The 15,442-nt window shown below is 43.7% G+C and carries 7 protein-coding genes and 3 pseudogenes; 1 reads left to right on the forward strand and 9 read right to left on the reverse strand.

Going from position 1 to position 15,442, the window contains the following annotated elements:
• Positions 1–275, forward strand: a pseudogene (locus F560_RS24955) (DDE-type integrase/transposase/recombinase); the annotation flags it as partial.
• Here the strand turns inward: F560_RS24955 and F560_RS0106560 are convergent.
• The 9 genes and pseudogenes from F560_RS0106560 to F560_RS0106600 form a co-directional block, all read right to left on the reverse strand.
• Positions 268–486: pseudogene (locus F560_RS0106560) on the reverse strand (transposase); the annotation flags it as partial. The pseudogenes F560_RS24955 and F560_RS0106560 overlap by 8 nt on opposite strands.
• Before the next feature lie 133 nt (positions 487–619).
• Positions 620–1,379: pseudogene (gene istB / locus F560_RS24160) on the reverse strand (IS21-like element helper ATPase IstB); the annotation flags it as partial.
• Positions 1,380–1,615: 236 nt separating this feature from the next.
• Positions 1,616–3,733 carry an AAA family ATPase gene (locus F560_RS0106570; RefSeq protein ID WP_019004923.1) on the reverse strand — a complete coding sequence of 706 codons (2,118 nt, stop codon included), beginning with the start codon at positions 3,731–3,733 and terminating at the stop codon, positions 1,616–1,618.
• 352 nt (positions 3,734–4,085) lie between these two features.
• The gene (locus F560_RS0106575) at positions 4,086–4,595 is read right to left on the reverse strand and encodes a DUF4411 family protein (protein ID WP_019004924.1); all 510 of its coding nucleotides are present in this window, start codon (positions 4,593–4,595) and stop codon (positions 4,086–4,088) included.
• Entirely contained in the window at positions 4,592–5,743 is a 1,152-nt protein-coding gene (locus F560_RS0106580; protein WP_019004925.1) for an ImmA/IrrE family metallo-endopeptidase, read from the reverse strand. The genes F560_RS0106575 and F560_RS0106580 overlap by 4 nt, the downstream gene beginning before the upstream one ends.
• 129 nt (positions 5,744–5,872) lie before the next feature.
• Complete coding sequence (locus F560_RS0106585; RefSeq protein WP_019004926.1) at positions 5,873–8,923, reverse strand: type III restriction-modification system endonuclease; 3,051 nt, start codon at positions 8,921–8,923, stop codon at positions 5,873–5,875.
• A gap of 15 nt (positions 8,924–8,938) precedes the next feature.
• The gene (locus F560_RS0106590) at positions 8,939–10,855 is read right to left on the reverse strand and encodes a site-specific DNA-methyltransferase (protein ID WP_019004927.1); all 1,917 of its coding nucleotides are present in this window, start codon (positions 10,853–10,855) and stop codon (positions 8,939–8,941) included.
• A 14-nt stretch (positions 10,856–10,869) separates the two neighbouring features.
• Positions 10,870–11,526 carry a DUF4391 domain-containing protein gene (locus F560_RS0106595; protein WP_019004928.1) on the reverse strand — a complete coding sequence of 219 codons (657 nt, stop codon included), beginning with the start codon at positions 11,524–11,526 and terminating at the stop codon, positions 10,870–10,872.
• Entirely contained in the window at positions 11,526–14,780 is a 3,255-nt protein-coding gene (locus tag F560_RS0106600) for a helicase-related protein (RefSeq protein ID WP_019004929.1), read from the reverse strand. Before F560_RS0106600 ends, F560_RS0106595 begins: the two co-directional genes overlap by 1 nt.
• Positions 14,781–15,442 lie beyond the last annotated feature (662 nt).

Raw genomic sequence — 15,442 nt, forward strand, 5'->3', positions numbered from 1 at the left:
CAAACTTGAGCAAACGCCTCCATGCCAAGTACACCCGCCCATATCTGCTTCGCGGCTTAAAAATTGACCGTCCGAATCAGGTCTGGGGTATCGACATTACGTATCTGCGGATGGGCAAGGAATTCATGTACCTATTCAATATCATCGACTGGTACAGCCGCAAAGTGATCGACTATGAGCTGTCCAGCACGCTCGAGAAAAGCTTTGTGCTGAAGTGCCTCAAACGCGCATTCAGCCGCTGCAAGCCGGAAATCATAAACAGCGACCCTCGCTCATGCCGATCTCAAATCCAAGAACTTCCCGGTCACCGGTTTTCCGGATGCCGATGGCCACGACAAGCGCCATGCTGCGTACCCGGCCGCCCTCGCGTACTTTCGGGAACGTGGCATCCAACCAGACATACGGAAATTGTCCCTCGAGCGGGCGTTCCTTAAAGCCCACTACGACATCATCGAGCTCTTTGCAAATTCGGGAGACTTCGCTTTTACTTGTCAAGACCGATTGAAAATTCCTCAAAATAAACGGTTGAAAATTCCTCAGTAAGAGCGAGAGAGGGCGTCCCCCTAGGGGACGGCGCGGCAATCGAATTAACCGGTTTGTGCCGGTTTTTCACTTGCGGTTCAGGTCTGAAGAAGCCGGCTTTTTTCTTTTCCTTAATGCGGTAGCTCTCCCCATTAATGTTGTTCGTGGTCGAATGATGAAGCAGACGGTCCAGAATGGCAGTTGCCAGCACGGAGTCTCCAAATATCTCACCCCACGAACCGTAAGATTTGTTGGAGGTGAGAATGATGGAACCCGTTTCATAGCGTTCCGAGATGATTGGGAAGAAAAAATGCGCTGCAGTATCCTCCATCTTCCGGTACCCGATCTCATCGATGATGAGCAGATTCGGCTTGGTGAAGATCTTCATTTTCTGTTTAATCGTGTGGTTCTGGTGCGCCTGTTGCTGCGTCGTCTGGATCATGTCATGGGAAGTGATGAAATAAACGGTGTACCGCTGCTTAATCGCCTCCAGCGCCAAGGCAACGGCCAGATGGGTTTTCCCGACTCCAAGCGGTCCTAGAAAGATCAAATTCTCCTGATGCTCGATAAACAGCAGGGTGGCCAGATCCCGAATACGGCGTTCATCGATGGACGGCTGGAATCCGAAATCGAATTGGTCCAGCGTCTTATGGAAAGGCAGATGGGCCATTCGCGTTTTCATCCGGATAAACCGTTCCCGTTTGGCCGCAAGCTCCTCCTGCAGCAGCTTGTCCAAAAACTCCAGATACGTTATATTGTGTTTAGCCGCTTCTTCAGCGTGGGTATGGAGGATTTCCGGTATCCGGCTTCCATCCGAACTGCTGGAAAGCGTCCTGGAGGCGTTCCTGCAGGATCATTGCACGGTCACCGCCTCATTCAGGAGCTGCTCATAGACGGACAAGTCTTAGTTCCCAAGTTCTAACGCTGGATCCGAGCAGACCATGGCGGACGAGACCGCCGGCGTGACGATCTTCCCCCGAGGCCCCCCCTCACTCGACCAGTTCCATGGGAGGGGGCGGTTCCGCGCTTGCATAAACTTCGCGAAAGGTTCCCAAATACAAACATTTACGATTAATAAAGCAACACCAAGGGATTAAGCTTCATTGTTAACCCCCAAAATACACTGAAAAAGTTTTACCCATACTCCTATTGTCGATTCGTCAATTTGTTTAGACGCTCTCTCTCGAAGCAATTGTGTTTTAGTACGTTGTGCAAGCTCTACCTTCCAACCTTTTTGCAATTCTATATTATTTGACGAAACATATGCCTCAATCTGCTGTACTATCGGAATACCTGGTCGAACAACATCAATGAATTCTTCTTCCAAATCTGCTGGTCTCGGTAACATTCGTGTAACGACGTTAGCCAAGAAATCAAGGGGTATAAAATCCTCAATTTCCGCATTTTCCAATTCAACATAATCGTTCACAACAATGACGTTGTTAGGACTTGATTCGAATATGCCTTCTTTTAACTTCTTAGCCCCACTCAATCCTTGAGCATCGCCGTCAAGCAACACGAAAGGTAGTGTTTGCTCTCTCCCGGTAATAATGGATACTACTGCTGTAATACCCTTGACACCTCCAGCAGGTATAAAGACAATTTCTCGATTGGGGAGAATCAACCCTTTACCTATAAGAAAGTTTTTAATAGCGCTTAAATAATATTGATCTGAGGTTCCCTCAACGATAACGCTTATACAACCTTGCAATAAAGTATCTGATACCGAAAGCCCTAACGCAGCATGAACTGGATAAATAGATTGCGTCTGCTTAATTTGCCCTTCTGCCGCCCGCAGGTTAGCAGAAACAGCAGTTGAACCAGTCGAATCTATGTAAACCGCCTTCACTCTGTCTAAATGATTTGGATCAACCATAAACGGTGAGTGTGTTGTATATAAAATTTGATTTGTTTTTGAGAGGTTATCAAAGAAAGCAAACAAGTCTCTCTGTGCAATTGGATGCAATGAATGTCCTGGTTCGTCGAGGAGTAGAATAGCTCCTTTGTGTGACGATTGACTTTCTACTAAGAATACAAGATAAAAACTAAGAAACCATTGCAGTCCAGTACTCCTGCTCTCCAACTCTATATCCTCTGGTCTCTTGTCATCCGATACCCATATACGAAAATGGTTACCGTCAGCTTGAAATCTAAAACGATAATCTCCTTGTTTCCACCATTCTCGAAATCTTGATGTTAATTCTGTAGAGGCAGATTGGAGTAAAACATCTCTTTCCTTCTTCTTCTCTGCTACTGCTTCTATTTGCTCCTGTGTAGGAGATGACCCTTGTGGAAAGTCTTGTCCCAAATCCAATATTTCTTGGGGCTTTAACTTTACAAAATTGAAAAGAACTTTCAAGGTTCTGGCTTTCGCAGCTTCCTTTACACCAAGGTCACTCCGATTCATGTTTTGAATTACGTGCGGTAAATATATCTCAGAATCAAGATTCCCATAGTTAGAATAATATACGAAAGTGGGCAAATTATCTAAGATCAGATTAATTACTTCTTCGTTGTCCGTCGGCTCCGGTATATTAACCGCTTCAATAAACTCATCAATTTCATCTATTAACTGCCCAAACCTAGGTGATATTGAAGAACGCCTTGCAGCCTTAGTTAAATCAATCTCATTAAAAATTGTCTTAATTTGAGTGAGCACTGTTAGACCAATTGATGGCTCCGTAATGCCCTCCAGTAATGTAAGTGCAGTAGATAGTACATGTAAAATGCTTTCCTTCAGCGGCTCATCAGCCTTAATTGTGGTCGGGATTTCATTAATATTTTGTATGGTCTGTACAATCAAATCACGGATAGTCTGAGTTTTAGGTTCCGTTGGTCCCTTCGCTTCTGGAAACCCTACGTAGTACTCTCCATCAAAATCTCTTTTCACAATGACCTGATTAATTTGCTCTCTTGGCAATCTTGTAATCGCTGAGATGGTCCCACTTAATTCGTCCGAGAGTTGAAATCTAGCCTGAATAAACACTGGCTTCTTTTTTTGCGCACGAATGATGTGATATTTGTCGCGTGGATAATCTTGAATTGGGTTAATCTCACCGTCTTTTGCCGGATTTAGCTTCCATAATGGTACAAGCAAATTTGTTTTTCCTGATTCATTAGTGCCTATAAATGCTGTGACATCATTGGTATTTATCCACCCGCTATCCTCAACTGATCGAAATTGTGTTACACGGAAACTTATTAGCTTCATTTGTACGCCCCCTTTAATAACACAAAGGAAGTTATTGAAATATCTTAATTTTACACAATTTCCTTTTATTTAACTAGAATTAATAGCAAAAACCTCAAATAAACATTACACGTTGAAACATGATTCATATTCATAGTTACAATCGATTTTCACGAGTCTGTCTGCGCGACGATCTTTCAACGAAATAGCTCCCACGAACTTTCCGCTCCCCGTGCGCGGTTAATGCCAAAAATTTCGCCTCATTTATGATACGGTTCACCGTATCTATTGATAGGGTAAACTAAACAGAAAAGGAGGGGCAAAATTTCCGCCTCTCCTTAAATTATGTGTATGTGTTAATTTGTCGCTGTGATTACTCTCCAAGGCTAGCATTTAGCTTACGGAGCATTTCAAATGTGTTCATATAATCAACCCCCATAGCTCTACAGGCATTAGGGATCAAAATTCTTCTCCTAGCATCCCTGCTATACTGTTCTTGAGTAACTACAACACAATTATACGCTTTAGCAAAAGCAACTACCCAGCTGTCCGCAACATCTGCAAACTCTGTTTTGGCATAGTCATGATATTGATTTTCTCCCATAGACCAGTCAATTAACTGACGATATGCTTCGAATACTTCTTCATTTTCAGTCGAGGCAAACCAGTGATCAAATTCCGAGAGTGCCCACTTATTTAAGGCATCTTCTTGGCCTGAATTCATCAGCTCATCCTTAACTCTATCAATACTTACTATATGACCTCTATCTGCTAACTCCAACAGGACACGCCAAAAACAAGGTGCGATGTCAAAGGCATAGTACCTCCTGTGTGCTTCGACTAGAACATTAGTATCTAAAACAAATCTTAATGATTCTGTCATGAATACACCTCAATTCCAAGGTGTTTCGCATACTCCGCAAAGGTATCTCCTTTAAGGCCTGTCAGTCTATATGCTTCGTTATATTGCAAACGCCCTTCCTTTGCACTTGTAAATACAGCTTCCGCAAAACGCCGGCCAATTCGGAAGTGTTGGTTGAAATAGAAGTTACCCCCACCTTCACCATCTTGAGCTTGTTTACGCTCAATTTCCATCCATGCACGATAAAAATCAAAAAACTCATCTCTAGATATTAACATCAAGTCTAATGCTCTTCGAGCTGTTACAATGCTGCTCACCTTGAAATGTCTTGCCAAAAGGTTGAACCGATCAGGGGCATTATTGATACCCTCCCATACCGATCTCAACTCATCTTCTGGCACGAGAAATTCTGCTGCTGTTTGATTACAAGCTTGCTCAATCTCTTTATCAGAAGGCTGTAAGTTAGAAAGATCAAAGGCTGCACTTGCCCCGAACCAGATGTGAGCTAATTCATGAGCAATCGTAAACATCTGAGCAGCCTTGCCATCAGCTCCGTTAATAAATATTAGCGGGGCATATTCGTCCACAAGTACAAAACCCCTGAATTCATTCACATCCAGCTTCCTGTGAGTGTTATTCCCTACTATTCCATTTCTAACAACCAAGATACCTATATTTTCGATTTTAGTCAGTAACATTTGGAGAGCTTCCTGCCAACTTCTACAGTCTGCTGCCCAACCATTTTCAATTTCCAGAGTCCTTCTAATATCTTGGGCCACGTCCTTGGTTTTATCCGTCAATTGGCAGGATCCAACATAGGATAGCGGCTCTTGACCCATATCCAATAAATAATCACGCATCCATGCTTGCCGTCGCTGCATCATCTGAACCGTTTCCAACAAGTCAGGACTTGGTTTAGAAGCATAAGTATCGTCAATTGTTCTGTAATGTGGAATAGGCAACTGTATTTGTGGTGGTTTAGATAAAAAGAAAAACCCGAGTGGTGTGGAAGTGGCTTTAGCAAGCTGTTCCAGCTGTTTTAATGTTGGTTGTGTTTCATTGTTCATCCAACTCATCAACTTCGGGAACTTCTTTTCAATCGTCTCAGCTATATCTGCACGTTGTAAAGCCCATCGAATCACTTCCGGGTTCACTGCAACTCTTGCCACTTCCGCCACCTCCTTTTTAGTTCATTTTATGCTATTTCATTGGTATTTGGAATTACAATTTTTAGCTGTAGCTATTCAACCAATATCACCGATTAACAAATTCCAGCAATATTATGCCCAAAGATTAATTCAAGCCTTCACAATTTCCAACAACTTCTCATAGCTATTCACAATATCGTACTTCAGCTGTCCTGTATTCAGCTTAGCAAAGTGTTTCCGGGCACATTCAATCTTCGCCTTTTCCACTTCCCGTAGTTCCATGGATTCCATGGAGCCTTTCGTCTCCGCGATGAAGTAAATGTACTTCACATCGCCTTCTCTGAACACAATCGCCCAGTCCGGGTTGTAATTGCCCATCGGTGTCGGGATAAAAAATCCCCGCGGCAGCTTGGCATACACTCGAACTTCATTGCTGACATCAAGCTCTTTAGCAAATGCACGCTCGATCTTGGAATCCGTCACGACATAGTCGTAAACGTGCTTCTCAACCGGAATCGCATTTTCCCCTAGTTTCCCTGATAATGTATTTTTCGTAAATACGTCCGCTTCGAATTTATCATTGAGAACATCATAAGTGATGGACTCAATGATTGTCGTCGCTTTCTGCTCGTTGATCAGCTTGGCAGCTCGAAGCATGAATTCTTCGGGGTTTACGCGGAACTGTAAGAATGTCGCTTCTTTGATTCCCGTTAAAATGGCTACGATCGTCTTTCTCGTCAGCCGCGTTTCGTCCATGAGCTTTCCGACCAGATCATATTGCACCCGGAAATCCGGTTTCACTTCCACAACCTCAGTCTTGGTTTCACGCGTTTGAAAGGCTTCCCCCGATTTTAACTGTTGTTGGGACTCAATTCGATTCATTTCGCCATGCCTGATTGCATATCGGATCGCAGGCACTTGTAAATGGTTGTCCAACGCCCACACACACTTTTTCACAAGTTCTTCGGAGTCAAATTTGACGGTATACACGGATTTGCGATTAATTTGGTTCCAAAGCTCTTGAAATTCCTTTTTATAAAAATTGTTATTGACCATAACGGAAGCAATATTACGGTTCCGTTCATTATCCGCCAGATTCGATTTGCCCTCTACATAAATCGACTTAACCAATTCGACCAACGGTTCCTGAAAGTCCGTCAATTCCTCAGGAAGTTTGAGCCCCTGATTTTCTACAGCGTTAAAATAAACATCCGTCAAATTGTACTGATCATCCACATAATCATTTTTAATAAACGTGTACAGTAACTTGCTTGCTAAGGTATCTTCTAATTTCAATTGCTCGCCGCGTGCATTGTTCAACACTTTATCCAAGAAGAAGTCGCGATCTGCTTTGCGTGGACGATCGGACAACGTTTCAGCGATTTCGTTTTGCAGCTGTTTCGCAAACTGCTCGTACGATTCACTGGCGATGACGGTCAGCACATTAATTTCATGAACATCGATACCCGATACACTCGAATCCATCCGTTCACCATTCTGATTGACACAAAGCCGGAGTCCCCGCCCGACTTCCTGACGTTTCTTAATGGTGGAATCGCTATGTTTCAGCGTGCAAATCTGAAACACATTCGGATTATCCCAACCTTCTTTAAGAGCAGAGTGGGAGAAGATAAACCGGGTTGGTTCCGCAAAACTTAGCAATCGTTCTTTATCCCGCATAATCAGGTCATACGCATCTGCATCATCGGAGTCGGTCTCTCTAGCCGATACCTTCGGATCGACATAACGATTGCTTTTCTTATCGATCGAAAAGTACCCTTTATGCGTTTCTTTCACTCGTATCCGATTCAAATATTGGATGTATGGATCATCGGTAAACAGCGACAATTGCTCATTGAGCAAAGCGGTGTATTCTTCCTCAAACATATCTGCATAGATGCCGTTTAATTCCGAACCATCCTTGTCATATTGGCGGTATTTCGCAACTTCATCGATGAAAAAGAGCGATAATACTTTAATCCCTTGATGAAACATCGCCCGTTCCTTCTCGAAATGCGACTTAATCGTTTCCCGAATCTGAATCCGACGGAAATGCAGTTCTCCTACATCTCCCTGAACGTCACCAGCGTATAAAGTTACACCGTTAATGAAGCTAATGCTGTTGTTTTGTCCGTTAATTTCGGACACTTTGTATCCCTTGTACTGCTCAAGTTCACCGGACAATTGGTACAGATCATCGTTCTGACTGATTTTTTGCGTTTTTCTTGCAAGGCCCGTTTTTGTCTTCACTTCGAATTCCAGCCGGGCCACCGGAGCCTGCTTCGTGCTCACATCGATGCCTTCCAGATACAGATAGCTGTCCGTGCCGGTTGTTCCTTTGGCCGAAATCCCCTTCACGCTGATTTTTTTCACCAGCTTTTTGTTGTATGCATCCAGAGCGTCGAGCCGATACACTTTGTTATAATCTTCACGATGCGTCGCCGAATAACGCAAGGTAAACAACGGATTGAATGCCTTCAGGGATTCTTTCGTCTGCTTGCCTTCAACCGATTGCGGCTCGTCAATGATCAGGATCGGATTCGTGCTCGCCAGAACGTCAATCGGTTTACGGCTGTTGAAGTCATCCAGTTCCATGTAAATCCGCCTTGCATCTTTTCCTCTCGCATTAAAGGCTTGCGAGTTGATAATCATGACATTGATCCCGGCGTCGCTGGCAAATTTCTCGATATGATGCAATTGCTTCGAATTATACACAAAGTATCGTGCCTTCGTGCCGTATTCGGACATGAAGTGATCTTCCGTGATCTGGAACGTCTTGAGCACACCTTCACGAATGGCGATAGAAGGAACAACGACAATAAACTTGCTCCATCCGTACTTTTGATACAGTTCAAACATGGTACGGATGTAAGTGTAGGTTTTGCCTGTCCCGGTTTCCATTTCGATCGTCAGATTATATTTGCCCTCAAGCTTTTCGGAGATTTTCAGACCGTTCTTCCGTTGCACCGTTTGGATGTTTTTCAAGATTTCTTGATCAATCAATTGAATGGTGTTGTTCTTGAATCCGATATTTGCTTGTTCGGCATTCGCGAGATCATCCATGACCATTTGTTCCGGCTTTTGTCTTCTGCCTCGGTCAAGTGTAAATCGGGACAACTCATTAGGCTGCCCCTCAAAGCAATCCACGATACTTTTTACGGCGTCCAACTGAAACTGCTGATGTTTGAATTTGATCTTCAATTTGAGCTCACCGCCTTACAGCACTTGGATTTCTGTGCCCGGAGAGAGCATTTTGAACAATTCTTCCACATTGATGCGTGCGGAATCATTTTCAAAGGAACTATCGCGGAATACAACCCGAAGCGGTTTTTCCGCTGCAATTTGTTTAATGACGGATTCCGATACGTTGTCATCAAAACATGCAATTAAAGAGTTTCCGGCGACGTAATGGACGGTCTTCCCTTCAATCTGTTTCGTTTCCATAGGCAACGAAAGCTCAAGGCCGAGTTCCAGCATGACCTGGATGAGCAAATCTTCCCCGGTACGATCTTCTTTGATATTGGAGGTGAGATCGAATATGTCCCCCTGCTTCAGCTTGTCCGGTGCATAGTAAACGTCCTTCATGTTCGAAGAGTCCACCCGGAACACCCGGAAGCCGTAATCGATGTCGGCACCGGTTTCCTCCTTGATCTTTTTCGCGGCACGGCGGATGCGTTCTTTGCCGATGTCACAGATATTTTTGTAACCTGCTTTATAAGCTTCGGAAGTTTCGTTTGTTTCTTCGGGTAATTGAACCATAATAAATTTACGATTCCCCTGATCTTCTGCATTAAGTTGCATTACTGCGTGAGCGGTTGTTGCCGAGCCAGAGAAAAAGTCGAGAACAATGTCATCTTTCTGGGGTGCAGTAGTTATTTCTAATATCTTTTTAATCAATCTTGTTGGTTTCGGGGTATCAAAAAAAGAGAACCCATCAAATAGTTTTTGCTGCTCCTTAGTACCTTCAGTTGTAGTACCACATCTAGTACCATCAAACCATGTGTTTTCTACTGACCCAAATTGTCGTTTCTCATTATAAAAAACCTTCAATTGCGGTCTGCTCTCACCGTTTTTTCCAAATATGATTCTATTGTCCGCCAGTAATTTTTTATAATTCTCTTCTTCAGTCCTCCAACATCTTCCGCTCGGTGGCCAAAATTCCTGCCCCGTGTTTGGATTAACTATCTTATAAGTTAGATTAGGCCTTACATTCGGTGCATCAAAAGGATCTGCCTTCCATTTGCCTCGCGGGTCATTATCTGGATTTTCAAACTTGCTTTCATCCAACGGGAGAGGATAAAATGCAAACGTCTTTTCCTTAAACCATGAATTTATATTTGATTCCTTGAGTCTTCTATTTTCTTGCCTACGTACCTTTGCGTAAACGATGATATACTCATGACTAGTACTCAAGTCAGTGTCATTTTGAATTGATTGCCTTGATTGCCAAGGAATTGCTGTAATAAAGTTGTTCGTTCCAAAAATTTCATCACAAATTTTTTTCACATTATCGAATTCATTATCATCGATACTGATAAATATTGCTCCATCATCTTTTAAGAGATTCCTTGCAATTTTTAATCTAGAATAAATCATAGTCAACCAATCACTATGGAACCGCCCATTGGACGATGGATTGGGAACCAACCGCATACCTTCTTCATTGATTTGTCCCGACTCTTCAAGATACTCTTTCGTATTCTTTTTGAAATCATCTTTATAAATGAAATCGTTTCCCGTATTGTATGGGGGGTCTATATAGATAATTTTAACTTTGTTCAGATACGACTCTTGCAACAGCTTTAATACTTCAAGATTATCACCCTCGATGTAAAGATTTTTAGTATTTTCCCAATCGACACTATCCTCTTTAATCGGTCGCAATGTTTTGTCGATAGGCGAATTAGCAGTAAGGATTGCCTCTTTCTTCCCCGGCCACGTCAATTGATACCGTTCCTTTTCACCTTCAACCAGGACATCGGAAAGTTCCTGCTTCAACAAATCAAAATCGACCGCACGCTTGATTTTTCCTTTTTCATCTCTGGCTTCGGTAATCACGTTGGGGAACAACTCTGCAATCTTGTCGATATTGACTTGAGTCAAATCGACTGACTTCATCGTCAATTTTTTCATAAGTACGCCTCCGATTACTCATCGAGTAGTTGTTTCAGTTCTTTTCGTTTCCGTTGTAGTTCCATGTTCAATTCAACCTTCTTGTTGAATTGTTTTTCAGCCCGCAGTTTGGACTCTAGCCGTTGGCATTCTTGCGTAAGCTTATCAATATGGGCTTGTCGCTCCAAAACCGCTGAAAGTTCAATTTCCGGCTTCATCTTAATGGGAAGCAGTTGACGGATGATGTTCTCGTAAACAGCCTTCAGATCAAGTCCTTGAAAGATGTTCAGCTCGATACTCTCCACCGGCTGCCAGTCCGTCTCATGGTAGGAACGAATGACAGACCGATTGTCGTCGGTCTGATTTCGCTCTTTATATGCGATGGCGAGCTTGGCCTGACCATCATATATCAAAACATGCAGAATGGGATAAGGGATCGCCTTATCTATACTCCGCAGCAAGTCAAGGGAGTATGTTTGCTCCTTCAAATGAATCTCGAATATCTGAAATTCTTCAATATCTTCTTTCGGTTCAAGTCGAATCGTGTCTTTGGAGAGCTTGTGCTTCCAGATGATCGATTCGACTTGTTCAGTAAACAGTTCCTTAAGATGATGATTTGCTCGCAGCTTCTCATAAAATTTGTTCTTCGGAATTTTACGGTTTACAAGCGTGCTTGATGGCAATTGAAACATCACGCATTCACCTGCCTGATAACGACAAAGGTGATGAGTTCAAAGTCCTCAAGCCCTTTAATCGAGTCTATAAGTGCTGTCGTGCCTCCCGAACTGAACAAGCTATCCAGATCGTTTTCTTCTTTCACCTGTACAATCGAGCGGATGGTCTCTTCCAACAGCATGGAATACATGTCCATCTTTTTGCCGTCTTTCGTCGCTTGATTGAAGCTGCGGCAAGCATCCATCATTGGTTCGGATTGGCCTCTGCACAGAGCTCGCAGGATATCAAGTGTCTTTTTGACATCCATATGATTGGTGACGACTTCACCATCTTCGCTCATGTAGACGAGATAGAAGGGATGTAACCGGTTCTGCTTGTCGGGATTCAGTTCCTCATTAACGTTGCGAAGAACAAAGATGACGCCGGGCTTTGCTCCCTTCTCTTCGTCAGCAGCCACAACCGCATGCAGTCCGCTCGGAACGGTATCAAGTTCTCCGTTCTCCTTTACATAGTTCACCAAGTCCATGCGAAAATCGTTCAGGCCCAAATCGGTGATGGAGACGCCCGTGTTCATATCATCCAGATCGACGACTTCCTTCTGTAAACGATGAAGTTGCTGCTTCCGATATTCCAGATCGCTGGATTGATTGAACAGAACGTTATCATCGCCGGTTGCCGTCATATCCATGATGACCATGCGATTCTCGACCCTTTCTTTCAACTGTATGTATTCATCCAGCGTCATGTTGGGCCAGAAGTTCACCAATTGAATTTCCTTGTTCTGCGAACCGATCCGGTCTATTCGGCCAAATCGTTGAATAATCCGCACTGGATTCCAGTGAATGTCATAGTTGATAAGATAGTCGCAATCTTGCAAGTTTTGCCCCTCAGAAATACAATCGGAAGCAATGAGCAGATCAATCTCGCCTTTGACATCCGGCATGGTCAGATTCTTCTCCTTGGATCGAGGCGAGAAGCAAGTCAGCAATGTGCTGATGTCATTCCGCAAACCAGCGGTGTTTTTGTTCTCATCGCTGCCGACGATTTTGGCCGTGTCGATATTGTACTTCGCCTTCATGTACGCAGATAAATGCGTGTACAAGTACGCCGCGGTATCCGTGAACGCACTGAAAATGATGACTTTGCGGTTGCCGGGATTGATCGGATGATTGATTTTATGATCAATCACCTGCTTCAACGTGTTTAGCTTAGCATCATGTTCAGGCGTTACTTTCTGCATTTCGGTCAGCAAGGCGGAAAGAATGTTGTGATCATTCATCAAATCTTCTTTCCAGCGAAGAACATCCATATCGGACAAATTGATCTTGATTGTATCCCCGATGCTGAAATCATCGTCCAACCAGTCGTCATCGTCAAGATTGGCATCCTCAATATCGGTATAACCTACAGCATCGGACTTCCCGCTTCGCTCGAATGCTTCGATTTGCTGAAGCGTCTGATCGATTTTGGAGACAATCTTGGAAAGGGTCAATCGGAACGACTCCACCGAACTTTCCAGGCGTTTCAGCAGGTTGATCCGCATCAAAATCTGCAGACTGCCTTCGCGATCCATCTGCCTGAAGTTCCCGCTCCCGCCCCTTACGCTGGTGTCATACAACTCTTCATAGAAACGCAGTCGGCTCGGTTGAATATATTTGAATGGTGCATAGATGCCGAGATTGATTCTGGACAATTCTATAAAAATTTCATTATACCCGATAACATCCGCTCTGTCGGTCAAATCGCAAAACTTCGAGAGAGGCGGCAGCCGTCTGGGGAACTCGCCGATCTCCTCCGCTTTGTAATACTTCTGGATATGCTTGCGTGACCGGGCGATCGTCAAGCTGTCCAACAGTTCAAAAAAGTCGAAGTCGAGCATACCAAGAAGCGTCTCCGTTGTACGTTCAGCAACATCCATCTTAGACCACTGGTTAAACGCGGACTGGGCTCGTTTGAAGATGTCGTTAATCCCCCGCTCCGTGCCCAACTTGCTGTTGATTTCCTCTGGATTTCCTTCATAAGCCAAGGCAAGCTGGTTGCGAAGATCCATGAACTTGTTGTTCACCGGAGTAGCGGAGAGCATGAGCACTTTCGTTTTCACGCCGCTTTTTAACACTTTCCGCATCAACTTCTGATACCGCGTCTCTTTATCTTTCTTGGCTTCGTTGTTGCGGAAGTTATGCGACTCATCAATGACGAGCAGATCGTAATTACCCCAGTTCAACCGGTCAAGCGGGATATCGTTTGATTTGCCTCTTTCCCGCGATATGTCCGTATGGTAGAGTACATCGTAACGGAATCTGTCGGCATACAGGATGTTGTTGGTTACATTCTGTTTATAGGTAAGCCAGTTGTCGCCGAGTTTCTTGGGACATAGCAACAATACGGACTTGTTGCGAAGTTCATAGTATTTGATGACACCAAGTGCCGTGAATGTTTTTCCTAGACCGACGCTGTCTGCCAGGATGCATCCATTATACTTTTCCAGTTTATTAATCGCACCAAGAACCGCGTCTTTCTGGAAGTGATAGAGACGTTTCCAGATTTCCGTCTCTTTGAATCCAGTTGCTTCGTTGGGCAATATGTCTTCTGTGATGTCCGATAGGAACTCGTTGAAGATATTGTACAAAATGACGTAGTAAATGAACTCCGGAGAGTTCTCTTTATACACCGATGAAATATGCTCCACAACTTGGTTCGTGACATCTTCAAGCTTGCTTTTGTCATTCCATACCTGATCGAACAGATCGAAATACATTTTGGTAAACGGAGCTTCTGTGAACTTGTTCACCATCTTGGAGAGAGCATTGCCCTTTTCATAACCAAGATCAACGGTTGTAAAGCCATCAATCGGCATATAGGTGATCGACTCGTCAGCAGTCTGCACATTCAACATGCCCTGCATCGAACCTGAAGTTCGATTCGATTTGAACGTGACTTTTCTGCGAATCCAGTCGCTGCACTCTTTTGCAATTGCTTTGAGCGTCAATTCGTTTTTGAGCCGGATTTCAAATTCGGTGCCATACAAGCTTTTTTCCCGGTTCCGTTTCGGGATGTAAAATTCCCGCTTCTCCTTTTTTATGCTATCCGCAATAAAAGTGGGAGAGGTGAAAATGAACCGGACTTCTTCCACCTGATTCAGTTCTTTCATTAAGGCTTCATATGCATAAATGGAGAAGCATGATGCAGCAATCGATACTTTGCTGCCTTTGCGAACCTCAAGTTTCAAATTTTCACCGAGAAGATTGTCGATATTATTGATGATTTCCATGGTTCACCTCTTGTTCCACCCGAAACCACACAACCACAATTCGATATCTTTCATTGAAATTCCTTGTTAAAAGTAGTTCGTAATTCCTATTCAGGAAAACTTCTTTTCGCTAATGTCTATAGTAACTTGAATTGGGTGTTGATATCGAAAAAATGATTTTTCCGGTTCGGCATCGCCTGACATGGGCAATAATACCAATGAAATAAGCCAAAAGTCCGTAAAACCAACATTAAGTGATCCTGATTTGGCTGTTATTTTCAAAGATGACCTGAAGGAAACGCACGCCAAGCAGGAACAGCTTCAAAAGCGGTTGGAAGCTATTGAAGCTGAACTGGATGGGCAAAACAAAAAGCCGGTTGACCCTGACTCTTTGCAAAATCTGCTTAGTCTAATCAAAGACGCATTGCTAAAAGCAGATGCGGATGAACAAAAGGCATTACTTCGATTGATGGTTGAAAGTATCCGTATAACCAAGGATGCCCCCAAGCGAGTCGGTCGGCAGATTACCCAAATCAACCTTCTATTCGACTTTACTATCGAAACATTACAGAAGGATTCCTCGATACTCCTTACCCGCCTAGCGGCGATCCAAGAATGTGACTTTATTTCCCCGCTTGAACCTTATGTGCTGGACAATCTGAACAGCACCCATACCGAAAGCC

The sequence above is a fragment of the Cohnella laeviribosi DSM 21336 genome, assembly GCF_000378425.1.
In the GTDB taxonomy this organism is placed as follows: domain Bacteria; phylum Bacillota; class Bacilli; order Paenibacillales; family Paenibacillaceae; genus Cohnella; species Cohnella laeviribosi.

What these genes read in the sequence shown, in the direction of transcription:
- F560_RS0106590 (WP_019004927.1), bottom strand. Translation starts at nt 10,855, where the DNA reads ATGAAAAAATTGACGATGAAGTCAGTCGATTTGACTCAAGTCAATATC.
- F560_RS0106570 (WP_019004923.1), bottom strand. Translation starts at nt 3,733, where the DNA reads ATGAAGCTAATAAGTTTCCGTGTAACACAATTTCGATCAGTTGAGGAT.
- F560_RS0106600 (WP_019004929.1), bottom strand. Translation starts at nt 14,780, where the DNA reads ATGGAAATCATCAATAATATCGACAATCTTCTCGGTGAAAATTTGAAA.
- F560_RS0106595 (WP_019004928.1), bottom strand. Translation starts at nt 11,526, where the DNA reads ATGTTTCAATTGCCATCAAGCACGCTTGTAAACCGTAAAATTCCGAAG.
- F560_RS0106575 (WP_019004924.1), bottom strand. Translation starts at nt 4,595, where the DNA reads ATGACAGAATCATTAAGATTTGTTTTAGATACTAATGTTCTAGTCGAA.